This is a genomic window from Nostoc piscinale CENA21 (genome assembly GCF_001298445.1).
In the GTDB taxonomy this organism is placed as follows: Bacteria; Cyanobacteriota; Cyanobacteriia; order Cyanobacteriales; family Nostocaceae; genus Nostoc_B; species Nostoc_B piscinale_A.
Map to the genome: position 1 here is coordinate 5,874,065 of NZ_CP012036.1, position 24,393 is coordinate 5,898,457.

The window sequence follows — 24,393 nt, forward strand, 5'->3', positions numbered from 1 at the left end:
TCAGCACTTTACACTCTTACAGGTTGCCGTTGCGAAAAGCCAAGACAAAAATTACAGCTGGGCCAGCAATGACAATTAATGCAACAGAAAGCAGTTGGAAAATAACTTCCCAGTTGATGCTGGTGAAAGTGCTAATAATACCGTCTAACATTTTTTCTCTTTCCTCCCAATTGTCTTAAAAAGTTCGATAATCAATCAGTTGCAAAACCCGCAATTGATCATATCCGGGAACGGTGTGTGATTTTTAATTTACTTAACAAAATTATAGGAAAAAACACAAAATGGCAAACTGGCAATGTGTCAAGCAATGTGGAGCCTGCTGTAATCTCGACCCTAACGACCGTCCCGACTTAGACGAATATCTCGCGCCAGAAGAGTTGGAACTGTACCTGAGTATGGTAGGTGAAGATGGTTGGTGTATTAATTTCGACCATACTACAAGAGAATGCCGGATTTACCCCAACCGTCCGCGCTTCTGTCGCGTAGAATCCGAGATATTTCAAGATATGTATGGTATTGAACCAGAAGAACTGAATGATTTTGCCATAGATTGCTGTCGCCAGCAGATTGAGGGGGTATATGGCGATCGCTCTTTAGAAATGCTGCGCTTCGACAAAGCCATTGGGATTTAAACTTATGTAAAGCTAATTTTAATCTACAGCATCTTTTGTAGCTACGGACTGTTATCTGGAAGCTGATCTAGAAGTTTGAAAGCAATTGAATGAGCATCAGCAACACCTAGTGTTTTGAGAATAATTTTAGCAATCTGCTCAGGGTAATCTGGCTCTGTATGTCCTTCCAAAATGCTACGCATAGCCATTAACCCTGTTCCCAAAATCAGATCAGTTGCAGCCTGCAAACTATCCACCCGAAAACGGCCAAGTCGTAAACCAGCCTGTAAATCTGTCAGTACGCCTCTTTCTATTGTTTCACTGAGTGGGGCTGCCACTAATCCAATCCTGACAATCACCCAACCCCATGTAGCATCTTGTTTTGCTTGATGTAGAAATTGCCGCATAGCGATCGCCATTCGTTCAGCTGGGTCATCAATCGCCACAGACTGCGCCCAAATCTTTTGATTCATCTCGTCACTTAAGGATGCCGCAACTGCTTTTAACACATCCTCCCTGGTTTGGAAATAGTTATAGAAAGTTCCCCTGGCAACTTTAGCTTCTGCAATGATGTCGTCAATCGTCACTGCGTCTGCTTCTTTGCGAGCAAATACTCGATAGGCCGCCTCAATCAAATTAGATCGTGTTCGTTCCCGTTTTTCTAAACCTATAGATGCTCGACGAGATGACTTCATATTGCAGCATAAACATACCTATGAACTCAGCATACCTTAAAATTGACACTAGCATCAAAATGACGTTAGCATCAAAATGACAAAAATGTCATTTATTTAACCACCCAATAAATACTAGTCACACAGAATAGGAGTGTCATTGATGCGTATAGCTATCATTGCTTTGGGAAGTAGAGGGGATGTTCAACCTTATATTGCTCTAGGAAAAGGTTTAAAAGCAGCAGGTCACATTGTGCGTCTATTGACCCACGAAAACTTTGAAGTGCTAGTTACTTCACATGGATTGGAGTTTCATCCGATGTCCGGTAATGTGCAGGAAATCATTGAAACCCAGGAAATGCGTGAGCTGTTGGAGAAGGGGAATTTTCTGACCATTACCTCCCACACCGCAAAGTTAACCCAGAGCGTAACTATCAATTGGGTAAAAACAGGTTTAGTGGCTTGTCAGGGTATGGATTTATTGCTGGCAGGTGTTGGGGGATTGTATCTTGGTCTTTCACTGGCTGAAAAATTTGGAATTCCCTTAGTTCCTGCCTATGTTTTTCCCTTTACAGCTACAAAAACATTTCCTGGTGTTCTCTTTCCCCAATCCATAGCCAGATTTGGAGGTGCAGTCAATTGGTTATCCCATCATCTGATTAGGCAAATAATGTGGCAGGGATCTCGTATAGCCGATACTTCTGCTAGAAAACAAGTGTTGAACTTACCCGCAGCTTCATTCTTCGGCCCCTACAATGCTCCCCATCTCCATCGCTATCCAACTCTCTATGGTTTCAGCCCATCGGTGATTCCCAAACCATCAGATTGGCAGAATACTCATATCACAGGTTACTGGTTTCTGGATACAGAACCCAATTGGAATCCACCCCCAGGCTTAACAGAATTTCTCGAAGGCGGTGAACCTCCCATATATGTTGGGTTTGGAAGTATGGGCAACCGAAATCCAGAACAAACCGCAGATATTATCTTGCAAGCACTGAGAAAAACTCAACAGCGAGCAGTGATGCTTTCTGGTTGGGGTGGTCTGTATAAAGAAAATTTGCCAGACAGCGTTTATCTGGTTGACTCCATACCTCATTCCTGGATATTTTCTCGTGTTGCAGCTGTTGTGCATCATGGTGGTGCAGGTACTACAGCAGCTGGTTTAAGAGCAGGTGTGCCGACGATTATTATTCCATTCTTTGGAGATCAGGGCTTTTGGGGTAAACGTGTAGCCACATTAGGGGTTGGGACGGAACCAATTCCTCGGAAACAACTCACAGCTGAACGACTTGCACAAGCTACTCAACAGGTTGTGACTAATCAAACCATGCGTCAGCGTGCATCTGAGTTAGGAAAAAAAATCCGAGCCGAAGATGGAATTGCCAATGCAGTTGCTGTTATTGAGGAAATCAACAATGTTAGAGCGGCTTAATGACTACTCTCTCAGCCTTTATCGAATAGTTTTTTACAATACAGTTGCAATTTATGACAACAATCTGAGAAAATGAGAAGAATATGAAAAACTCCTAGTAACAAAAATACTGCCTGTGAAACTTGACACTGCACCTGTGGTTATTTCTGCGAAAGACCTGCCAGAATTAAAAGAAAATGCTAAATCTCATCTGAATACGGCAACAATTGAGCCTCTGCAACCTGTAATTACTGAAAGTCCCAAAAAGCGGGAATCAGCGTTTGTTGTTTTCGGCACAACATTCATTACCATATTTCTCGCAGAAATTGGTGATAAAACTCAGCTATCAACCTTATTAATGAGTGCAGAATCTCAAGCACCTTGGGTAGTGTTTCTAGGATCGGGGGCTGCATTAATCAGCACAAGTTTACTAGGTGTACTGTTGGGAAGTTGGATATCTAGCCGCCTCAGTCCCAAAACTGTAGAAAAATCCGCCGGAGTTATGTTGCTGTTAATTTCCGTCATGCTGTTTTGGGATGTATTTCAAGGTTAATTTATATCCCTACTCCCTACTCTCTATTCCCTACTCCCCAAATAATTATGGATTGGCATCTTTTAGGACTAAGTTTTATTACAGTTTTTTTATCAGAATTAGGCGACAAAAGCCAATTGGCGGCGATCGCACTTTCTAGCCGTGGTCAATCTCAAAAGGCGATATTTTTTGGTACAGCAGGCGCACTATTGTTAACCAGCCTTTTAGGTGCATTGGCTGGAGGTGCAGTTGCCGAGTTATTACCTACTCGGATATTAAAAGCGATCGCGGCTGTAGGTTTTGCGATTCTGGCTGCAAGGTTATTATTTTTTAACAATGAAGAATCAGCCGAATCGGAATAAACATTCTCCGGTTATTTACCTCATTTAGTTGCAACCTGCTGTAAATTTTGACTAAAAAATGAGAACCCCAGTTTTTCTAAAAAGCTGGGGTTTTTTCACCTTCAATTTTCACCGAGGGATTAGTTTTTTAATTCAAAGACAATATTTAGGTGAGTTTCCTATTCCCGACTCCGAATTCCCTATCATTCAGCCTGCATCCGCCAGCATTGAGTGAACAATATTCCGCCAGTCAATAGCTTGACTGCATCCAATATCCAGTAACCACCATGTAATAAATCCATTGCTGCGGGAATTGTGGATGTTTCAAACAAATTGAGATGAACTCCAGCCGCGCACATATTGGGAGTTAAAAAATAAGTTTCTAGCAGAGATACTGTGAGCAACATAACCGCAAACACAATAGTGTTAGGATGCCAGTCGTGTTTGGTTTTACTCAAAGCCAATACACCAGTTAAAACGATCGCCGCAGATAACAATTCTATGCGATTAAAATTCCAAAAAAATTGCGTAGCCTGCTGTAGTAAAACTAGCTTCATTCATCATGCCAGAAAAATAAAGAGTAGGCATTATTACCCAATCTAAAATCAGACTAGCACTTAACCAAAAACCCAAGGTCAACATAATGGCGGGTTGCCAAATTGACCGCTTGAATGCAACTGTAGCAAGTGTATTCATAATACGAAATAATTGCTGTGCCTTTACTCTTAGTTTCTAACTTTAAGAGTAACTTTGACAACAAATATCAATTAAATTTTGCAAAATAGTATTAACTAGGAAAACAAACAAGTAACAAAGATGTAATAAAAACATCTATTGTTGTGCTTGTTTAATACTGAAGATGATGGAAATAATACAGGCAAGACGCACTCAACTTACAATATTAATTAAGTAACCATCCCAAAAATTTATGCGTCCTAGAGTATTATTGGGTGCAGCGATCGCCAGCATAACCTTAATCAAGGGCTATCTCCTGCCAAGTTACGCCATTCAATTACAAGATGGCACAGTGTATTTTGCACAACCACCCCGGTTAGTTAGTGCCATCACTACTTATAAGGAGATTTACGCCTGGGGTGCGACATATTACTTTACAATCAGTTTGCCAGAAAATGCCGGCGAACCATTACAAAGCCTAACGATTAATCAGCGCGAAGGTGTAGACAATATTACTTTTGATTTAAACGATAGTGTGGCTTTTGAAGGTAAGCTTCTGGTAAAGGACAAAAGATAGGATTGCAGAATGTAACAAGCGATCGCAAAACCAGAACAGTCACCCTGACATTTGATCCGCCAGTGTCTCCAGGTAAAACAATTACCATTGGCTTAAAACCTTGGCAAAATCCCCGCAGTAGTGGTGTTTATCTGTTTGGAGTCACAGCTTTTCCTACAGGCGAAAAATCCCACGGTCAATTTTTAGGTTATGGTAGATTACAGTTTTACAGTAGCGGTGACTCTGTTTGGTGGCCTGGTTTCTGGCGCTAGAAAATCATCATAAATCAATTTATTTTTCAGTAACTTCCCATTAAAAAATGACAAAATAAACTTGATAATTTCAGTTTAATTTACCAGCGATTTTAATACCATTTCTTTATGAATATGTAATTAATGCCTGATTGTAGAGACGTTGTATACAACGTCTCTACAGTATTTAATAGCAATCCTATTTGATATGTAGGACTGCTATATAGTGTGTATCTGATCATATTACACAGATAATTTTACTTTTCATTAAATGTCCAAACGCCGTCATCCCAATCAAAATCAGTTGGGGGTGATTGTAGCCAATGCTGACAACGCAAAAGATGTAACATTGCGGCTTTATCTTGGTTGTCAAATGCTAAAACCTTGGCAAATTCAGCCCTAGCATAAGTGAACTGACGCTTGAGATAATACTCACGTCCTTTGTGATAGTGTTCAATAACTTGCAATTTTTCACTGGGAATTGGGTCAGAACGTAAACCCACTAATTCATAGATAGATACTGGTTCGTTTCTACCTTTGACGCGAATGTAATCTAATTCTCGCGCCCAAATATATTCTTGGCAGGGTTTAAATGTATTGTCACTCAAAATAATATCGCAACCATATTGTTTGCTGACACTTTCTAAGCGAGAACCAAGGTTAACACCATCACCAATGGCGGTAAATTCCATCCGCTTACTTGAACCGATATTGCCACTAATCACGGTATCGGAATTAATGCCAATACCAATATTAATTCTGGGTTTATTCGCAGCGTAACGACGTTGGTTAAATTCGTGCAGCCGATGACGCATTTCTATTGATGTTTGTACCGCCATCCAAGCATGTTCTTCTAAAGGTAGAGGTGAACCAAACACAGCCATAATGGCATCACCAATGTATTTATCAAGCGTACCTTTATGTTTAAATACCGCTTCTACCATTGATTCAAAATATTCATTTAGCATACTCACCACTTCTTCCGCTTCCAGGTTTTCTGTCAAAGTGGTGTAGCCGCGAATATCAGAGAACAAAATGGAAACTTCTTTGCGATCGCCTCCTAATTTGGCATCATCTAACTTGAGTAATTCTTCTGCTAATTCCTGAGTCATGTAGCGGTACATAGTACTCTTGAGACGTTTCTCATCGCTAATGTCTTCCATAACGACCAACGCACCCCGGACTTGCTGTTGGTCACTGACATCAGCAATGGAATTAATCGATAAATTAATACTGTGTTGTTCTTGTTCTGTACCAGTGCTGATGAGTGTGCGGTCTGGATAATATTGCTGACGGCGTTTGATATCGTCTCCGTGTAAAGCGTCTTGAAACCATTTGCTAAAGTCGCCTTCTTTAATGGCGATCGCTTCATCAATTAATTTCCCTTCTAAACGTTCTTCAGCTTCTATACCTAGCAAGCGTTTCGCACTTTCATTGGCAGCAATAATACAACCTGATTTATCGGTAGAAATGACACCATTAGAAAGACTCCGCAAAATATCTCGCTGCATTTGTTCTTGTTGCTTGACTGTGGCAAACAATTGAGCATTTTGCAGCGCCACCCCCGCTTGAATATTAAAAGCTTCCATAAAATCTTCGTCATTGCGGTCAAAGCTGGCTTGGAAGCATTCTGGCGCTTTTGGCCAAGTGGCAGGATTATAAGGCGGAAAATCACCTGATTTCTTTTTATTTACCAACTGTGTAACACCAATTAATTGTTGATCGGCGTTGAACACTGGCATACACAATAAGCTACAGGTACGGTAGCCATTTTGTTGGTCAAGTTTTTTGGCGGTTTCTGAGTCGGGATTATCGTACAAATCAAAAGGAATATTTAGGGTTTTGCCAGATGCAGCCACTATCCCCGCAAAACCTTTACCGATGGGTACACGTAATTCTCTTTTTGTCCCATCATCTTGAGTAATTTTCGTCCATAATTCATGGCGATCGCGGTCGATTAACCACAAGGTACTGCGATCGGCGTTCATCAATTCCTTGGCTTCATCCATTACCCGCTTCAGGGTATCTTCTAAATCCAGACTGCTTTGACTCAAAGATTTGATGGCTTTCATCAACGCTGCCGCCGCTCTTTGTTTTTGCGTCGCCATGTAAAAAGAGCGCGAAGATTCTAAAATCAGGCGAATTGAAGGCGCAAATTCTTGAAATAACTGTTCGTCGCTATGGGTAAAACCTTTTGTATCAATCCGCTCTGCTAATGGGGCGTTGATATCGTGAATAGACTTTAATTTATTCAGTAATTGTACTACTGCGACCAACTGCCCTTGCTCATTTAATAATGGCAAGGCCAGCATTGTATAGGTACGGTAGCCAGTAACTTTTTCTTGTGCTTGGGCAAAGATTGACCGGGGGTCGTTATAAAAATCATAGGGAATATTCACTACTTGTCTTAAAGTGGCAACTTCCCCTGCTATTCCTTTATCGGCTGGAATGCGAATTTCTAAGGAGCGATCGCCTTCTCCCGCAGCTACGATTGACCATAATTCTTGTTTTTCTTCATCTAACAAAAATATAGTCGTCCGGTCTGCTCCTAATAATTCCCCAGTTTTTAAGGTAATTGACTGCAACATTTCTTGCAGAATTGTCTCAAACCCGTGAGAATCCAACATTGACAGGGTTTGATGTACAATCTGTAGCTTATGTTCAACCTCAGTCACCACTTGTTTAAAAGTGTCCTGAGTTAAAGGAGCAAGAAAAGTAGAAATAGTTCCTTTTCTTCTGGCAAGAGCACCCACAGGAGCTGAATTGGGTTGTAATTGTTGATTTTCTTGGTTGTGAACACCAATAATTAAATCAGCGGTCTCCCCAACACCACGTTGATGCACTGTCATAAGTAGTTTTTTATAGCAAGAATTAGACTTTAGGAATAATTAACAATGTCATTAGTTTTATTTATGTATAGCTCAAAGCCATACAAGGAGTGACATTACCCACAGTTTAATCGCTTGTGGAGCTAGCGTCATCCTGCATTACCCCTGTCTTTGCCAATCCTCGGTTTGATGGAAATTGGGCGTAAATAAATATAGTTCTTTTTCTGGCCATGTTCTTTGCTGAAGATACGAAAGCGAATACTCAGCTGTAATTCGGAATCTTTGTGGATGAGACTAAATTCCGTCAGCTGTGAATGATCTGGCAAACAATATCTATGAGACTAGTATTTTGATAATTCCCAAAGTTTTGGCTAAACTAACAGCCCCAGTTTTTGGAAAGATGGTAGTTCCCTGTATTAATGTAATTTTATCAATTTTTAGAATTTTCTTGAGTCTGACTCAATTTTGTACAAATTGCCTAGTGGCAATGATACTTAGTTGGACAAGGTAGACAGGGGAGATAAGGTAGACAAGGTAAACTCAAGTCTTATAAGTTTGCTGGCGGAAACTATCAATACTGTGAATTTATATAGCAATTCTAGATGATTTACAAACATCTTTCTTCCTTGTCTACCCTGTCACGCTACTGAGGGAGTCGGGGAACCCTAATCGAGCAATGGCTCTTCCTTGTCTTCCTTGTCTATGTTGTCCACATATTAAAGAGTACTGCTATATAGGGTTGCTATAATTGGGAAATTACATCCGATTATTAGAGATTTTTGATTTATCAAGCATAGAAAATAGCTTTGATTTTTGAAGAAATCTAGATATCTGTCAGTTGCTAGAAATCTATCTTTGGATAAATGAAATTTTCCTATTAAGTTTAAAGTACTTTTTAATTGCTTGTTAAAGAAATATAACATTATTGAGGTCTGTAATATGCCTCTAGACTTACTTTACAGCTAGAATTTGACTCTGCGGAAGAATCTCTAGTTTAATACCGGAGTTTAAAAGCTCAGGATATTAATTATTGGCTAATAAACATCACTTTTTTTAGGGGTTATTGTTGAAGAAACCCGGTAAATTTATCGGAATTAATGGCTTAAAAAAAATGACAAAAAAAATCTATTGACCCCTGAAAAATATCAGATTAACGTTATAGGTAAGTCCAATAAAGGACGCTATAAAAGCATCAAAAAATCAGGAGATTTTTCTTATGATGATGATGATGACTGAATCCATGACTTCGGAAATGCAAACCTGTATGAACGCTTGCATGGAGTGTCAGAAAATGTGCATGGAAACTATGACTTACTGCATGACAAAAGGCGGTAGGTACATGGATATGGCCATGATGGGGATGATGCGTGATTGCGCTGAAATGTGCATGATGTGTATGAACATGATGATGGGTGGTTCCGAATTTATGGGACGCACTTGTATGTTGTGTGCTGAAATGTGCGATCGCTGTGCAATGACTTGTGAACAAATGAGTGATGATGCCAAAATGATGGAATGTGCCGCAGCCTGCCGTAAGTGCGCCGAAGCTTGCCGTTCTATGCAAATGATGCCTGCTTAATTTCACTACTTCGCAGAAGTTTCTCTGCAACCTATTATTCAAACGCAGACTGTATCAGTCTGGGCGTTTGAAGTTGTTTGGAGCAATCTCCCATCTCACCCATTTAGGTGAAGGCGGTTAAAATTACTAGAGACTAGTATTAAGGAACGTTAATTAATCTCTGGCAACTTTCTCAATAGCGATTCCCTAGCCTCAAAGTATAGATTAGACCGTGATTATGAACACTTACATAGAAGTTCCCGTGATTGGTAAAGTTTATCACCCATATCGCTGGCTCGTTGGGTTGATAGCCACGGGTGCTGTTGTGGTGGGTGTTGCGACTACGTTTAATGTGGTGAATCGGGGAGCCAGTGAACAAGATATTACACAACTAACTGTACCTGTAGAAGCAAAAAATGTAACTTTAAAAATTACAGCCAGTGGTAAGGTTGTACCTGTGCAGAGTGTGAATATCAGTCCGAAAAATCCTGGGGTGCTGGCAGAATTATATGTGGAACAAGGCGATCGCGTACAGCAAAATCAAGTTATCGCCCGGATGGATATAGGCGATTTACAAGCCCAAATTCTGCAATATCGGGCTAACTTAGCCCAAGCCCAAGCGCAGTTAGATGAAGCTTTAGCCGGGAATCGTCCCCAAGAAATCACTCAAGCCAGAGCGCGGTTGCGACAAGCCGAAGCCCAATTAGCCCAAGCGCGTGCCGGGAATCGTCCCCAAGAAATTTCTCAAGTGCAAGCCCAAGTAGATGCAGCCCAAGCCAGGGTAAATTACACCACTGAACAAGTTAAACGTTACCAATATCTTTACCAACAAGGCGCAGAAAAAAAGCAGTCACTAGATCAAGCCATCAGTGAAGATAAATCTGCAAAGGCTAATTTAGAAGAAGCACGTCGGCGGTTGTCACTGATGGAAAGTGGCTCTCGCAGCGAAGAAATTGACATGAAAGAAGCTGCTGTTACCGAAGCCAGAGCCGCTTTAGTTTTATTAGAAAATGGTACACGTAAAGAAGAAATTGCCCAACGCCAAGCCGCAGTTAAAGCTGCACAAGCACAGTTAGCGGCTGCTAACGTCAAAATGGAAGAAACGGTAATTCGCGCCCCCTTTGCGGGAATTGTGACGCAAAAATATGCGAATATCGGTGCATTTGTGACACCAACTACCTCTGCTTCTAGCAGTGCGTCAGCAACTTCTAGTTCGATTGTGGCGGTGGCTAAAGGGTTGGAAGTATTAGCACAAATCCCCGAAGCTGATATTGGGCGAGTGAAAGTAGGGCAAGAAGTCGAAATTGTGGCTGATGCTTATCCTGATCAAGTGTTTAAAGGTCATGTACGCTTGATTGCACCAGAAGCAGTTGTGGAACAAGGTGTGACATCATTTCAGGTGCGGGTAGCTTTGGATACAGGCACAGATAAACTGCGTTCTGGATTAAATGTCGATTTGACTTTTTTAGGCGATCGCGTCAGCAACGCCTTAGTATTACCAACAGTAGCCATTGTCACCGAAAAAGGTAAAACTGGTGTCTTGGTTCCCGATGCCCAAAATGAACCCCAGTTCCGGGAAATCACTACAGGCGCACAAATTCAAGACCAAACTCAAGTTTTGTCAGGAGTAAAAGCAGGCGATCGCGTGTTTGTGGACTTACCCAAGGACTATAAAATCAAGAAGGCGCAAGAGCAGCAAAATTAAGATGGAGGGGACAAGGGGGACAAGGGGGACACGGGAGTAATCTTTATACCTTGTCTACCCCCACTCAGCACTTTACTATAACTAAGTTCCACTACTTATGAACTTCTTAGAAAGCGTACAAATGGCAGGTAAAACCCTGCTGGCGAATAAGTTACGTAGCGCCCTTACCATGTTGGGTATAGTAATCGGTAACGCTTCGGTAATTGCCATGATTGGCATTGGAGAAGGTGGACAGAGATACATTGCCAAAGAATTAGAATCTCTGGGGCCGAATGTGTTATTTGTTATTCCCGGTAATCAAGAAACCGAGCGGATTTCCCGTGATACCCCGAAAACTTTAGTTTTAGAAGATGCTACAGCGATCGCTACTCAAGTGCCAACCATAGCAGATGTAACGGCAGAGTTAAATAGTCGGCAGGTGGTGACAGTAAGTAATAAAAACACCGATGTCAATATTATTGGTACAACTCCCAGCTTTTTAACTGTGCGTGACTTTACTACCGACAAAGGGCGGTTCTTTTCGGAAGTTGATATGAAACGCAGTAACCAAGTCGTGGTACTGGGGTCAAAATTAGCCCAAAGACTTTTCGCCAATAGTAACCCTGTGGGACAGCAGTTACGCATCAACAATACTAGTTTTCGCGTGATTGGGGTATTAGTTTCCAAAGGTTCAAATTTGGGTGTGGATTATGATGATGCAGCTTTAATCCCAGTGATTACAATGGCAAATCGCATTGTCGGACGCACTTCTCCTTATGGATTAGAGTTAACTTATATTGTCGCCTCAGCGAAGAACGCCAATAGTGTAGATGCAGCCGTTTTTCAAATTACCAATTTGCTGCGCCAACGCCACAAAATCATCGGTGAAGATGACTTTACTATCCGCACCCAAAAAGATGCTTTGCAAACTGTCGGACAAATCACAGGTGCATTAACAATTATGCTGGCGGCGATCGCGGGTATCTCTCTATTTGTCGGCGGTATCGGTATCATGAATATCATGTTGGTTTCCGTTACCGAGCGTACCCAAGAAATCGGACTCAGAAAAGCGATTGGTGCAACCGAGCAAGATATATTGCTCCAGTTTATGATTGAAGCTGTGATTGTTTCAGCAATTGGTGGTTTATTAGGAACTGCCGTTGGTGTCAGCGGAATTATGATCGTTGCTAGTCTGACACCCCTAGACGCGGGTATTTCTCCTGTAGCTATTACTACCGCTGTTGGTGTCTCTGGTGCGATCGGTTTATTCTTTGGTGTCGTTCCCGCCCGCCGTGCAGCTAAACTCGACCCGATTGTTGCATTGCGGAGTGCTTAGGAAGTGCTGAGTGCTGAGAGGGGGTAGACAAGGTAGAAGGGGTAGAAAGATTGCTCCCTTGTCCTCCTTGTCTCCCCGCTCCCTGCCCCCTGCCCTCCTCACTTTCGCCGAATCAGTTTAGCGATCGCAATTGCTAAGTCAACAGGATCAACGGGTTTGGGGATATGTCGTTGAAAGCCTGCGGCCATTGCTTGTTTGTAGTCAATTTCGCCCGCATAGGCGGTGAGAGCAATTGCTGGGATTTGCCCGCCTTGTTCTGAGGGTAATTGCCTAATCTGCCGTAGCAACATATACCCATCCATGATGGGCATTCCAATATCGCTGAGTAAAATATCTGGCTGTAACTGAACTAGGGTTTCCAATGCTTCTGCGGCGGAGGCGACTGCTGTGACTTCTGCCCCATATTGTTCTAAGGCAAAGGTGAAAAACTCCAAGACATCGGCTTGATCATCAACAAATAAAATTCGCACTCCCGCCAATAATGAATCTTGGGTTGCCAAATCCATCTGTGCAGTTTCAGGATTCAACACAAGGGAATCGGCACTTTTATGCAGAGGTAGCCGCACGGTAAAAGTTGCCCCTTGTCCTTCACCTGGACTTTCTGCCCAGACTATACCACCGTGGAGTTCTACTAAATGGCGGACAATTGCCAGTCCTAATCCCAACCCACCAAATACTCTGGTAGTTTTGCCATCGGCTTGGCGGAAGTATTCAAAGACGTAGGGTAAAAATTCGGGGGTAATGCCCTTACCGTTATCAATGACTTGAATTTGCGCCTCCATCCCGACTTGTTCTAAACGCAATTCTACTCGTCCGGCTGACGGTGTGAATTTTACGGCATTGGATACCAAATTCCAGACAATTTGTTGCAAGCGATCGCCATCACCCATCACCTCAACGTTATGCTGAGGCAGTGAGGTTTGCAGTTGAATTGACTTGGCTTCGGCGGCTAAACGCACTGTTTCTAAGGCGGCGGTAATTGTGCTGTTTAAATCTACGGTGCGGATATGCAGACTTAATTTACCCCGCAAAATCCGCGATACATCTAATAAATCTTCAATCAGTTGGGCTTGTAACTTGGCGTTGCGTTCAATGGTTTCCAAAGCCCGAACTATTGTTGCTTCGTCATTTCTGCGGGTGCGGAGTAATTTTGCCCAGCCCAAAATCGGGTTGAGAGGAGTTCGCAGTTCATGGGAAAGCACCGCCAGAAATTCATCTTTGATGCGGTTGGCGGTTTCGGCTTCGGAACGGGCAAGGCGTTCGGCTTCGTAGAGTTGAGCGCGGGCGATCGCTTGACCACATTGCTGCCCCAATGTCAACATAAATCCTTGGTCTGCTTCCGAAAAGGTTTGGGTAGTTGCAAAACTCCACCCTAATGCCCCAATCACCTGTTTTTCTACACTCAAGGGAACACAAGCAAAGGCTGAATTTCCTGTCACCGATGGCAATTCGGCTAAGTGGGGATAATTAGCTGCTAAGGCGGCTGGACTTTCAAGGAAAATTGCTTTGCCTGTTCGCACAGTTTCCGCTAAAGGTGCAGCCGCCGTTACCGGAAAACTTTTCCACCCTTCCAGCACTGATTCTGGATAGCCAGTGGCTTGCACAACTTTCAAATAACTGCCATGTTCCACTAACAAACTCACAGAACCCGCACTCGCACCTAAAGCCGCAATTCCCTGATTCACCACCACATCAGCCACTTGTTGCGGGGTGATAGCTTCGGAAAGGGCGGCGGTGATTCTTTGTAAACGCACAGTACGACTGACTGCTAATTCAGCGGCTTGTTTTGCCTGCTGGGTTTTTTGGTAAAGTCTAGCATTATCAATAGCCGCCGCCGCACGATGGGCTAAATCTTCTGCTAATGCCAAGTCTGCTGAATTGTAAGCACAACTAGATGTGCCTCTCACTAAAGAAATTACGCCAAATACTTCCCCACGCAAATGGAGGGGAATGATTATCAAGGAACCCATACCCAGGCTTTGGAGTAATTGTAAATGCTCCTCGTCTTCAGCCATCTCTGCCAGAATTTGAGGTGGCAATTCGGGATAAAAGACTGATTCACCCCGCAGCAAAGTTTCGCGAAACGGACTGTTGTTTTCGTATTTGGGCGGATAACGTCGGCGCAGTTCTGTGAGTATTTCATGTTTAGCCGGAATAGCAGCAATCATCGCTATTTGTTGAATCGTGTAATCTTCCCCAAGCACATCAACAACGCACCAATCAGCTAAGGTAGGTACTACCAAATTAGCCACATTATGGAGAGTGACTTTATAATCTAGGGAGGCTGCTAGTAGGCTACTGGCTTCGACTAAAAAGTTTTGTGCTAGTTCTGCTTGCTTACGTTCGCTAATATCTTCGATAATGCCGACTGCATACTTGGCTTGTCCATGAATGTCCCAAACAGCCGAAGAAGTCAAATTCACCCAAATCGGGGAACCATCTTTGCGAATGTAGCGTTTTTCTAAGGAATAACCATGAATTTCCTTAGCTAAAACTCTCCCAGCCTGGGCTAAATCATCCGCTAAGTCATCAGGGTGGGTGATATCTTGAAAGTTCATCTGCATTAATTCGGCTTGGCTGTAACCTGTGATGTCACACAATGCTGGATTCACTTGCAAAAATCTGCCATTTAACGCTACTAAAGCAATACCCACTGCGGCTTGGTTGAACATAGCGCGGAATCTCGATTCACTTTCACGCAAAGCAATTTCGGCAACTTTGGTGGCTGTGACATCCGAGAAAATAATTCCAATCCCCACAGTTTCATCTAAAGCATTGCGGACTGGATAATAGTTACCCAGCCAATAGCCATACATTCCTGGCTTTCCTGGTACTTGCCCGCTAATTTCGACATTCAGCAGAGGTTCGCCAGTTTCTAACACCTGTTGTAATTGCGCTTCAAACCTTGCTGCCATCCTGGGGAACATCTCGTTAAATTTCCGCCCCAGATGGGCTTCCACAGGGAAACCGTTAATGTCAGCTAAAACCTGATTAATTCTGATATAGCGTAGTTCTTGATCTAAAAAGCAAACAGCCACAGGTGCGCCTGCTAACAGTGCATCTAACAGTGCTAGAGATTCGGCATAATTGATTAACGCTTGATGATTATCGCGATAAAGTTGGGCATTTTCCACTGCTAAGGCAGCGCGATAAGCTACATCTGTGGCTAAGTTTAAATCAGTTTCATCGTAGCAACGATTTGATTGGGCGATCGCAAAGGTAATACAACCCAAAACTCGTTTGTGGGCGATTAACGGCACCACCATTGCCGACTTAGCCCCTAGCTGACGGATAATTTCTAAATGTTCAGCGTTTTGCGTTGAGGCAACTAACATCTGCTCAGTAACTTGAGAGATTAATTCTGGTTTGCCTGTTTGCAGTACTCTAGCGATCGGATGTATACCTGACAAATTCGGCACATACTTTTGGAGTTGTTGCGCTAACTCTGCCTGGGAAGGATCTGCATAAGCCACAGGTAAACGCCGCAGTGAACCATCATCCGTCAAAATCTCCACACTACACCAGTCAGCTAATTGTGGTACAGATATTTTGGCAATTTGCTGTAAAGTTTCCTCATAATCTAATGAGGTAGAAAGTAAACTACTAATTTCCGCAATATAACGCAGTTGCTCTTCCGCTTGCTTACGTTCTTTAATATCAATAACAAAAAAAGCGCCTCTATCTGAAGTTTCCTCAAAATGACTGCTACCGATTAACACTGGTAGGCGAGTACCATCTTTGCGGATATATTCTTTTTCATAAGGAATCGAAAAGGAGCTGTGTTGAAGTTGTATTAGTGCTTGTTCATCAAGTGGGAGATACTCAGCAGGTGTCAAATTTCGCCAGTCCAATTCTCCATTAACTAAATCTTCGTGGCTGTAACCTAACATATTCAGCAACGCATCATTAGCATCTGTGATTTTGCCATCTCTTTCCCAAAAGCCAATCCCAATCATATTGGACTCAACCACACTGCGAAACTTGGCTTCGCTGTCTCGTAATGCTTGTTCAGCTTGTTTGAGTGGTGTGATATCAAAACCAGTGACTCCCACTCCCAGCAATTTTCCATCGGGTAAGCTAACGGGATAGTAGCTGACTAAACTTTGCCGATACACCCCAGACGGATAAGTTTCACCGCTAATTTCTTGATTCAGTAATGGTTGGCGCGTTTGCATCACTTGCTGAAAAACAGGCTCTAATTGCCCCGCCCATTCTGGTAAGATTTCTTGTAAAGTGCGACCAATATGTTGGCTCACAGGTATACCATTGATAGCTGCTAACGCTTCATTAACATACACATAGCGTAATTCGGTATCAAGAAATGCCAGTGCTATGGGAGAAGTAGTTAACCAAGTGTTCAGTAAAGCTAAAGATTCTTCTTTTTTTTGGAGGGCTTGCTGAAGTGTGCTTTGTAAATTGGCTTTTTCTAGTTCTGTTTGCTTGCGTTCTGTAATATTTACGCCTACACAAGTTACACCACCTTCACCACCTGTAAGGGGTTCCACTAGCAAGTCATAGTAAATCACTTCTTCCCCAAGACTCAGACAAACTTCCTCACGGGTGGACACACCTTGTTCTACCGCGTGGCGTTTAATTTTCATCAATTGTTGTGCTATTACCGTCGGGAACAGTTCATAGTCTGTTCTGCCCAACACGGCTGCAACTGTGTCTATACCCTGTAGATTATGAACCCATTGATAACGGAAATCGCGGTCTTGCTGAAACACCACAATATCTGAATTACTCAGGGCGACGCGAAATCTTTCCTCACTAATTTTTAGTTTCTGGAGATTAATTTCTGCTTTACGTTTAGCGTGCCTTAATTCTTCAGACAGAAAACTAACTAGTAATCCCTGTACAGCAAATAACAGTATTTTTATACCATTAGATAAACTTAACCCGACTGTGTAATGCTGGGAAAGAAAAAAGTAATCGCTCAATATTGCTGACAAGAAGGTTGCTAACAGTCCTGATTTCAAACCACCATACCAAGCACTCACCATTACTGCACTAAAAAATAGTAGGAATGGCGTTCCCTTCATATCTAATATAGGGTCAAGCAAGAGCATAATTACTAGTGCTGTGGCGACAATTACCACCACAAAGCCATAACGTAGTAAATGCGAATAATGAATGTAGGGCATGAAAACAATTGCAAACAACCAAAACTTGTGGCGGAGGGCTATACATACCCTAAGCTAGTTTGCAATTTTTGGACATTTATCTAGAGACAGATCCTTTATTTAGAAGAAAAAAACGTCTTTCGCTAGTAGTCAATTTTTCAAAAATGTTGTATGTATATCTAAATGAAATAAATAAAATTGTAATATTATGATATTTTACTTACATTAATTTGGTAAGTTTAAACAAACGCATTCTTCTACATTTATGAAGAAGAATTCAGAAATCAGAATTCAGTATGAATTATAGATAACTGGGTGATGAATCTTGGTGAAAAACCTCGTCCCTCGTGGGCGAAATCAAAATAAAACCTTCTTCATTTAAACTCCATCCCTTTACGGGTGGAGAATTCTGAATTTTGTCTTCTGACTCCTTTTTATCTTAAATTCTAGCAATATTAAATAATTTATCAACAGTTTGCTTGCTATGAGATGTAAAATCTTGCTGGAGCAAAATCAATTTGTCGCTGATTTTTGATTACCTAATTCTAGATGATTTCTATTTTGAGATACTTGCTCTTATTGCTGATTACGAAATTTAAACATCAAACCAAATTCCGATTTTTCAAGGCTGCGATTAACGCTTCTATATGCTTTGTTTGATGGGTAGCCATAACAGAAATTCTAATGCGACTGGTTGGGACAGTGGGTGGACGAATTGCCGGGGCAAAAATACCTGCATCTTTGAGTTGCTTACCAACCTGGAGTGCATCAGTAGGACTAGGTAATTGAAAACAAAGTATGGGTGATTCTGTTGGTAATAACTTCAGTTGGGGTAATTGCTGCTGCATAAGATTTTTTAGGTAATCGACATTGTCCCACAATTGCGTTCGCCGTTGGGGCTCTTGTTGGACAATGTAAATTGCGGCTAAGGCTGCGGCTGTATCCGCTGGGGAAAGTCCGGTGGTGTAAATCCAAGTCGGGGCGCGATTGCGTAAAAAATCAATTAAGTGAGCATCGCCAGCAACATAACCGCCTAAACTACCTAAAGCTTTGCTTAAAGTGCCAATTTGAATCAATTGCTTGCCAGTACAGCCAAAAAATTCTACACACCCAGCGCCAGTTTGACCCATTACTCCAGTTGCGTGAGCTTCATCAACTAGTAGCATACAGTTAAATTCTTCAGCTATGGCTAACAATGTTGGCAAAGGGCATAAATCCCCATCCATACTAAAGACGCTATCGGTAATGATTAAACAGCGACGGTAGTTTTGCCGTTGTTGGCTGAGTTGAGTTTTTAACGCCAAAATATCACAGTGGGGATATTCTCTGATGGTTGCCCCACTAAGAATGGCACCGTTTTTCAGGCTGGAATGATTGTACTGGTCAGAGAGAATTAAATCGCGTTTCCCAACGACAGCTGCGATCGCTCCCAAGTTTGCCAGATATCCTGAACTAAAGACAATCGCATCTTCGGTTTGTTTCAGGGATGCGATCGCTTTTTCTAAATCTCTGTGTAATTGTCGATGCCCACTGAGTAAGCGAGAACCTGTACTACCAGTCCCCAATTCTCTAGTAGCGGCTGTAGCAGCAGCGATTAATCTTTCATCCCCAGCCAAGCCCAAATAATCATTACTGGCAAAATTAATCACCTCTTGCCCCGCCAAAACCACCGTCGCACCAGGGCGATCGCTTAAAGTTTGTACTTTACGATACCAGTCCGCCCGATGGATGGTTGCTAATGATTCTTCTATCCAAGCATAAGGGTCTGGTGTCATAAAGGACTTCCAATTACAAAGATAATACTATCACTGTGTAGGCAGGGGGCGGGGAGCAGGGAGCAGGGGGACAAGGAAGACAAGGGGGACAAAGGAAATAAGGAAGCAATCTTCCTACCTTGTCTACCCCCTCTACTTTGTCTACTCCCACTCAGCACTCTTCATTACAATGCTTCCGGTGGGGCAATATCTGAACCGACACTAATTCCCGCAGCACTCGACTTGATACCAGGTTTAGTATTAGTTTCGGAATTTTGGTTAGAGTGGGAAATAGACGAAGACGGACTAACATCAGGATTAACAGTGGTGTCAATTTTTCCCGGCTGAGACATGACAGATAACCCTCCTACTGTCCCAGCTACCAGGGCTGTGTAGCCTAAATATAAATGTATTGGTCGTAGTTCTAACCCCATACTAGGGGAATTATTATGTTTAGGCTGAGACCAAGAAGGTATAACGGATGGAACAGTATTCACCATTGGTAACGAGTTAGCCAAATTTGTGCCGTTCAGTCCCAAAGCATTACCCATCACCCGGATAAATCCTCTGACTAAAATATCCTCTGGTAATGACTTTAAATCGCCGTTTTCGACTGCTTCCATTTGATGAAGGGGTAAGTGAGTAAAGATACTCAAATCTCTCAAACAAAAACCTCTAGCTTCACGGGCTTGGCGTAGTTGTTGACCAATTTGACTCATGATTGCTAAACGTTGTGCGGCTAATTGTTGCTCGGCTAGTTCAGCATTCGCTTTTTTTTGATTGGGTTGCAGCCAGTTCATGAGTTTTGCTGTGGGATGTTTTTTAGCTGAACTTTCTGGATTTTGGGTTACAAGATTACTTCTATCTTCCGTTACCAAAGACGTTGATAATATATCTGTATTTGTTTGTGGGTGATTGAGATGATTGCTGGTAAGACTATTAGCAACATCACTAGATTTTTCTAATTCTGTGTTCGCTTGTTGATTGCTATCTGCAACTTTTGCGTGATGTGCAAAGTTCTGGAAGACTAAACTAATGGCTTCTCTACCGACAGCTTTAAATAAATTTTTGGCTTCTTCGGAAGAACCAAGTAATGTTTGTAATTGAGCCACGGCTTGACGATAAACCTGACTGCGATGAAGTTGAGACTCAATTTCACCTAGTAGCGATCGCAGTTCTGCTTGTGAAATTTCAATGGTAGGATTTCCTAGAATTTTCAATAAATATGCAGGTGCCATAGTCATAATACAAATTGCTCCCCATACCGCAACAAGTCTAATTGTATAAATCATCCGGTACTTCAAATATGACATCAGGATATTTATGTATGAATCTGCCTATTTTTGGTTATTTCGGTATACTAGTTTAGGGGCATAAAGGCAAGATTAAGAACTAAGTAATATTACATACCAGCCTTTTGAACAAATGATTGTACCCATTGCAGATATTTACCACCAGCAGTTACAGCTGTATTGTTATGGTCAGCATTAGGAACCAAAATTAGTTGTTTTGGTTCAGGGGCAGCATCATAAAGTTTTTGGCTCATGTAAGCAGGTACAGTAGAATCAGCCGTACCATGAATAAATAAAACTGGCATTTGCAACTGCGGCACTTTTTTGATTGAGTCAAAACGCTGTGTCAAAATTAAATCGATGGGAAATATAGAAAACCATTTGCGAGTAGATATCATCTCGCGTATGGATGAAAAAGAACTTTCTACGATTAACCCAGCGGCTTGGGGGTGTTTCACAGCTAAATCAATAGCGATCGCACCACCCAAAGAATGACCATAAATAAAAATTTGCTGGGGGGGAATTTGCTGTTGCTGCGTCAGATATTGCCAAGCTGTAGCAGCATCTTGATAAACTCTCATTTCATTAGGAAAATCGCCTTGGCTGCGACCATATCCCCGATAATCAATCAACAATACCGAAAATCCTAGTTGATGAAATCGCTGGCTATGCGCTATATTTGCGCCAATATTCAGGCCATTCCCGTGCAGATATAACAACACCTTGGCATCGGGCTGGTTGGCTGGAATCCACCAAGCATGGATTTTTTCCACCTTTCCCAAGCTAGTTTTTACAGGTAGCCAGACTTCTTGATAAGGCAGATTGAACGAGTCTGGTGTCTTTTCAATGACAGTGGAGGGAAAAAAGATGAACTTGGGTTGCTGGAAAAACAGAAATAAACTGATGCTACAGTAGGCGATCGCGACAACTATTCCAAAAACAAGTAACATCCTAAACTTGAATAAAAATAACAATTGCTGCTTACGTATTTTCATACGGGTAATTTTATGCTTTAAAAATTACTTGTATAGCAGTTTTCGTTCTTTTCGTATAGAGTATAGAGTCAAAAACAATTAGAGATTCTTGAAAAAGAAATCAGTATTCAGGAGTCAGAGATTTAGTAATTCTTCCGTGAAATGGTAAACGTAAGTTAATTTTAGGAGAAGGTCGTGAGCCTCTTAGAAGACGTTCAAAAAGAACAGTTGCAAGAAATAAGTAAAACTTTAAAACAAGTCAGACAAGAGAAGTCTATTCAACTAGAGCAGGTAGCAATTAAAACCAATATTCGCCTTGCTTGCTTAAAGGCTTTAGATGCGGGAAAATTTGATGAATTACCCGAACCTGTATATATTCAAGGATTTATCCGTCGTTATGCAGATGTCATCGGTTTAGATGGTGCGTCGTTAGCCAAAACTTTTTCTACTGAAGTTCAACCTTCAATGGTTGAAAAAACTTCTGGTCACAAAGCAGCATCGAAACGTAAATTTTCTTTACCACTATTCATTCCTTACACCGTTTTATTAATAGTGGCGGCAGGTGGGCTTATGTATGTACTTAATCCCCAATTTTCTGCCGAATCTCTTGTCAAAAAACTTAACTTAGGAACATCTAAAAAAACAACAGCAGCCTTATCTCAACCTGCACCATTACCTAAAACTGAATCTTTACCATCAGCTGCTCAAGCACCAGCCGAAAATCCCCCAACGCCCCTAACTGTGGTTGCACCCCCAAAAGATAGTTTGAGTCAAGCTGTCGCTGTTACTTTAGAACTTCAAGGTAAATCTTGGTTACAAGTGAAAGTAGACGGGAAAACTGAATTTGTGGGTAACTTAAACAAAGGACAACGCAAAACCTGGACAGCTAAAAAACAGTTGACTGTGCGTTCTGGAAATGCAGGTGTTGTCTTAGTTTCTGTTAACAATCAACCAGCAACACCCTTGGGAACTACAGGGAAAATCAAGGAAGTTACATTCACTCCCCAAGTCACCAATCAACAGCCTAAGGTCAACGGTCAATAGTTTTAAAGGTTTGGGAGAGGGTGTAAAGGTATAGGCGTATCAGGGTGAAGTAGGTTTTCAAGACCCTTACACCCTCCAGCCCCCACACCCTTATACCCATTCTTCACAAACAACCTCATTACTACAGTGCTGGCTGACGTAAATGCCAATTAGTTGCTTGCTCATAAGCATAAGCTACTTGCAGAATTTGGTCTTCTCTTAAGACATTGCCAATGATTTGCAAGCCAATGGGTAAACCTTGGTCATCAAAACCACAAGGTATGCTAATCCCCGGTAAGCCAGCTAGATTTACAGGGATGGTCATCAGGTCATTTAGGTACATACTCAAAGGATCTGTGGTTTTTTCTCCGGCTTTAAATGCTGTGGTAGGAGCAGTCGGAGTAACTAATACATCAACTTTTTTAAAGGCGTTTTCAAAGTCTTGTTTGATCAGGGTGCGGACTTTTTGGGCTTTGAGATAGTAAGCATCATAATACCCAGCCGATAGGGCGTAAGTGCCAATCATGATTCGGCGTTTAACTTCAGTACCAAAGCCACTAGCACGGGTACTCTTGTACATTGACAGTAAATTATCTGCATCGGGTGTGCGTAAGCCGTATTTCACGCCATCGTAACGAGCGAGGTTGGCTGATGCTTCCGATGGGGCGATGATGTAGTAACTGGGTAAGCCATAGCGGAAACGCGGACAAGAAATTGTATGGATTTCAGCGCCTAACATTTGTAATTGGTCGATGGCTTTGGTAACAGCTGTTTCAACCACCGAGTCTAAGCCTTCACCAAAGGTTTCTGTAATTATCCCAATTCGCAGCTTTTTTCGGGCTTTGAGGTCTGGTTTGAGGGAAGCCAGATAATCAGGAATGTCTACTTTGAGGCTAGTGGAGTCTTTGGGGTCGTAGCCTGCGATCGCTCGGAGCAGAATTGCTGTATCTTCTACAGAGCGTCCAAAAGGGCCAATTTGATCCAAAGATGAAGCATAAGCCACCAAACCATATCTTGAAACCAGTCCGTAGGTTGGTTTCAAACCGACGACACCACAAAAAGAAGCTGGTTGGCGAATTGAACCACCAGTATCAGAACCCAAGGAAACAACACATTCCCCCCCAGCGACGGCGGCGGCTGAACCCCCAGATGAACCACCAGGAACCCGCGTTACATCCCACGGGTTAGCTGTAACTTGGTAGGCAGAATTTTCGGTTGAACTACCCATTGCAAATTCATCTAAATTGGTTTTGCCCACCGTGACAGCCCCAGCATCTAGCAACTTTTGTGTCACTGTAGACTCATAAGGCGGCACAAAATTTTCCAAAATCCGGGAACCGCAGGTAGTAGGAATTCCTTTGGTACACATATTATCTTTAATACCAGTTGGAATCCCCGCTAACAAGCCAATTTCTTCACCCGCAGCAATTTTGGCATCTACAGCACGAGCTTGCTCTAACGCCTGTTGTGCTGTTACATGCAAGAAACTGTGTAATTTCGGCTCTAAAGCTTGAATTTTGTCCAAAGCTTCTTGGGTAATTTCAACGGCGGAACGTTCTTTTTTAACTAGCTGTTCGTGCAACTCGCGTATGGATGCCATGACTGCTCTCTTGGTAACTCAAGTCATTGATTTTAGTACATATTGCGGGGAAGTATGAAGTGTGAATTATGAAGTTGAGGAACAGGGGACTGTCTGCAAAACTCGCACTTCGACAAGCTCAATGACCGGAAGAGGCTGGGGGAAAAGGAGCAGGGAGAGCGTTTGCG

16 protein-coding genes and 2 pseudogenes are annotated in these 24,393 nt (G+C 42.3%); 9 read left to right on the forward strand and 9 right to left on the reverse strand.

What is annotated here, in order from left to right; genetic code table 11:
• Positions 1-16 precede the first annotated feature (16 nt).
• Positions 17-151 (reverse strand): photosystem II reaction center protein Ycf12/Psb30, encoded by a 135-nt coding sequence (gene psb30, locus ACX27_RS25145; RefSeq protein WP_062296431.1) that lies wholly within the window; start codon positions 149-151, stop codon positions 17-19.
• A 130-nt stretch (positions 152-281) separates the two neighbouring features.
• Here psb30 and ACX27_RS25150 point away from each other — a divergent pair, with 130 nt between their 5' ends.
• Positions 282-632: a YkgJ family cysteine cluster protein gene (locus tag ACX27_RS25150; protein ID WP_062296433.1), complete on the forward strand. Its 351-nt coding sequence runs from the start codon at positions 282-284 to the stop codon at positions 630-632.
• A 41-nt stretch (positions 633-673) separates the two neighbouring features.
• Here ACX27_RS25150 and ACX27_RS25155 read toward each other — a convergent pair whose 3' ends face one another.
• Positions 674-1,306 (reverse strand): TetR/AcrR family transcriptional regulator, encoded by a 633-nt coding sequence (locus tag ACX27_RS25155; RefSeq protein ID WP_062296435.1) that lies wholly within the window; start codon positions 1,304-1,306, stop codon positions 674-676.
• A 142-nt stretch (positions 1,307-1,448) separates the two neighbouring features.
• Here ACX27_RS25155 and ACX27_RS25160 point away from each other — a divergent pair, with 142 nt between their 5' ends.
• From ACX27_RS25160 to ACX27_RS25170, 3 genes are all read left to right on the forward strand, one after another.
• Positions 1,449-2,720 (forward strand): glycosyltransferase, encoded by a 1,272-nt coding sequence (locus ACX27_RS25160; RefSeq protein ID WP_062296437.1) that lies wholly within the window; start codon positions 1,449-1,451, stop codon positions 2,718-2,720.
• 115 nt (positions 2,721-2,835) lie between these two features.
• Positions 2,836-3,252, forward strand: a complete 417-nt coding sequence (locus ACX27_RS25165) for a TMEM165/GDT1 family protein (RefSeq protein ID WP_062296439.1) — start codon at positions 2,836-2,838, stop codon at positions 3,250-3,252.
• Positions 3,253-3,299: 47 nt separating this feature from the next.
• Positions 3,300-3,593, forward strand: coding sequence for a TMEM165/GDT1 family protein (locus ACX27_RS25170; RefSeq protein WP_062296441.1), 294 nt, complete (start codon positions 3,300-3,302; stop codon positions 3,591-3,593).
• 182 nt (positions 3,594-3,775) lie between these two features.
• Here ACX27_RS25170 and ACX27_RS25175 read toward each other — a convergent pair.
• Positions 3,776-4,268, reverse strand: a pseudogene (locus tag ACX27_RS25175) (hypothetical protein).
• A 232-nt stretch (positions 4,269-4,500) separates the two neighbouring features.
• Between ACX27_RS25175 and ACX27_RS25180 the strand changes: the two are divergent.
• Positions 4,501-5,075, forward strand: a pseudogene (locus ACX27_RS25180) (DUF2808 domain-containing protein).
• 236 nt (positions 5,076-5,311) lie between these two features.
• On the opposite strand, the gene ACX27_RS25185 reads toward ACX27_RS25180, so the two are convergent.
• Positions 5,312-7,903: a GAF domain-containing protein gene (locus ACX27_RS25185; protein ID WP_062296443.1), complete on the reverse strand. Its 2,592-nt coding sequence runs from the start codon at positions 7,901-7,903 to the stop codon at positions 5,312-5,314.
• A 1,195-nt stretch (positions 7,904-9,098) separates the two neighbouring features.
• Here ACX27_RS25185 and ACX27_RS25190 point away from each other — a divergent pair.
• The 3 genes from ACX27_RS25190 to ACX27_RS25200 all read left to right on the forward strand — a co-directional run bounded on the left by ACX27_RS25190 (position 9,099) and on the right by ACX27_RS25200 (position 12,460).
• Positions 9,099-9,461: a four-helix bundle copper-binding protein gene (locus tag ACX27_RS25190; protein WP_062296445.1), complete on the forward strand. Its 363-nt coding sequence runs from the start codon at positions 9,099-9,101 to the stop codon at positions 9,459-9,461.
• A 217-nt stretch (positions 9,462-9,678) separates the two neighbouring features.
• A complete protein-coding gene (locus ACX27_RS25195) occupies positions 9,679-11,145 on the forward strand; it encodes an efflux RND transporter periplasmic adaptor subunit (RefSeq protein ID WP_062296447.1) in 1,467 nt (488 codons plus the stop codon).
• A 97-nt stretch (positions 11,146-11,242) separates the two neighbouring features.
• The gene (locus ACX27_RS25200) at positions 11,243-12,460 is read left to right on the forward strand and encodes an ABC transporter permease (RefSeq protein ID WP_062296449.1); all 1,218 of its coding nucleotides are present in this window, start codon (positions 11,243-11,245) and stop codon (positions 12,458-12,460) included.
• 98 nt (positions 12,461-12,558) lie between these two features.
• Here the strand turns inward: ACX27_RS25200 and ACX27_RS25205 are convergent, their stop codons facing one another.
• The 4 genes from ACX27_RS25205 to ACX27_RS25220 form a co-directional block, all read right to left on the reverse strand.
• A complete protein-coding gene (locus tag ACX27_RS25205; protein ID WP_062296451.1) occupies positions 12,559-17,604 on the reverse strand; it encodes a PAS domain S-box protein in 5,046 nt (1,681 codons plus the stop codon).
• 581 nt (positions 17,605-18,185) lie between these two features.
• Positions 18,186-19,358 (reverse strand): 8-amino-7-oxononanoate synthase, encoded by a 1,173-nt coding sequence (gene bioF, locus ACX27_RS25210; RefSeq protein ID WP_062296453.1) that lies wholly within the window; start codon positions 19,356-19,358, stop codon positions 18,186-18,188.
• A 164-nt stretch (positions 19,359-19,522) separates the two neighbouring features.
• Positions 19,523-20,581 carry a helix-turn-helix domain-containing protein gene (locus tag ACX27_RS25215; protein ID WP_062298561.1) on the reverse strand — a complete coding sequence of 353 codons (1,059 nt, stop codon included), beginning with the start codon at positions 20,579-20,581 and terminating at the stop codon, positions 19,523-19,525.
• Between the two features lie 158 nt (positions 20,582-20,739).
• Complete coding sequence (locus ACX27_RS25220; protein WP_062296455.1) at positions 20,740-21,624, reverse strand: alpha/beta hydrolase; 885 nt, start codon at positions 21,622-21,624, stop codon at positions 20,740-20,742.
• Positions 21,625-21,798: 174 nt separating this feature from the next.
• On the opposite strand from ACX27_RS25220, the gene ACX27_RS25225 reads away from it, so the two are divergent.
• Positions 21,799-22,647 (forward strand): helix-turn-helix domain-containing protein, encoded by an 849-nt coding sequence (locus tag ACX27_RS25225; protein WP_062296456.1) that lies wholly within the window; start codon positions 21,799-21,801, stop codon positions 22,645-22,647.
• Between the two features lie 121 nt (positions 22,648-22,768).
• Here ACX27_RS25225 and gatA read toward each other — a convergent pair whose 3' ends face one another.
• Positions 22,769-24,226 carry an Asp-tRNA(Asn)/Glu-tRNA(Gln) amidotransferase subunit GatA gene (gene gatA / locus ACX27_RS25230; protein WP_062296457.1) on the reverse strand — a complete coding sequence of 486 codons (1,458 nt, stop codon included), beginning with the start codon at positions 24,224-24,226 and terminating at the stop codon, positions 22,769-22,771.
• Positions 24,227-24,393 lie beyond the last annotated feature (167 nt).

What these genes read in the sequence shown, in the direction of transcription:
- ACX27_RS25160 (WP_062296437.1), top strand. Translation starts at nt 1,449, where the DNA reads ATGCGTATAGCTATCATTGCTTTGGGAAGTAGAGGGGATGTTCAACCT.
- ACX27_RS25190 (WP_062296445.1), top strand. Translation starts at nt 9,099, where the DNA reads ATGATGATGATGATGACTGAATCCATGACTTCGGAAATGCAAACCTGT.
- ACX27_RS25205 (WP_062296451.1), bottom strand. Translation starts at nt 17,604, where the DNA reads ATGCCCTACATTCATTATTCGCATTTACTACGTTATGGCTTTGTGGTG.
- bioF (WP_062296453.1), bottom strand. Translation starts at nt 19,358, where the DNA reads ATGACACCAGACCCTTATGCTTGGATAGAAGAATCATTAGCAACCATC.
- gatA (WP_062296457.1), bottom strand. Translation starts at nt 24,226, where the DNA reads ATGGCATCCATACGCGAGTTGCACGAACAGCTAGTTAAAAAAGAACGT.
- ACX27_RS25215 (WP_062298561.1), bottom strand. Translation starts at nt 20,581, where the DNA reads ATGACTATGGCACCTGCATATTTATTGAAAATTCTAGGAAATCCTACC.
- ACX27_RS25170 (WP_062296441.1), top strand. Translation starts at nt 3,300, where the DNA reads ATGGATTGGCATCTTTTAGGACTAAGTTTTATTACAGTTTTTTTATCA.
- ACX27_RS25220 (WP_062296455.1), bottom strand. Translation starts at nt 21,624, where the DNA reads ATGAAAATACGTAAGCAGCAATTGTTATTTTTATTCAAGTTTAGGATG.
- psb30 (WP_062296431.1), bottom strand. Translation starts at nt 151, where the DNA reads ATGTTAGACGGTATTATTAGCACTTTCACCAGCATCAACTGGGAAGTT.
- ACX27_RS25200 (WP_062296449.1), top strand. Translation starts at nt 11,243, where the DNA reads ATGAACTTCTTAGAAAGCGTACAAATGGCAGGTAAAACCCTGCTGGCG.
- ACX27_RS25185 (WP_062296443.1), bottom strand. Translation starts at nt 7,903, where the DNA reads ATGACAGTGCATCAACGTGGTGTTGGGGAGACCGCTGATTTAATTATT.
- ACX27_RS25155 (WP_062296435.1), bottom strand. Translation starts at nt 1,306, where the DNA reads ATGAAGTCATCTCGTCGAGCATCTATAGGTTTAGAAAAACGGGAACGA.
- ACX27_RS25150 (WP_062296433.1), top strand. Translation starts at nt 282, where the DNA reads ATGGCAAACTGGCAATGTGTCAAGCAATGTGGAGCCTGCTGTAATCTC.
- ACX27_RS25195 (WP_062296447.1), top strand. Translation starts at nt 9,679, where the DNA reads ATGAACACTTACATAGAAGTTCCCGTGATTGGTAAAGTTTATCACCCA.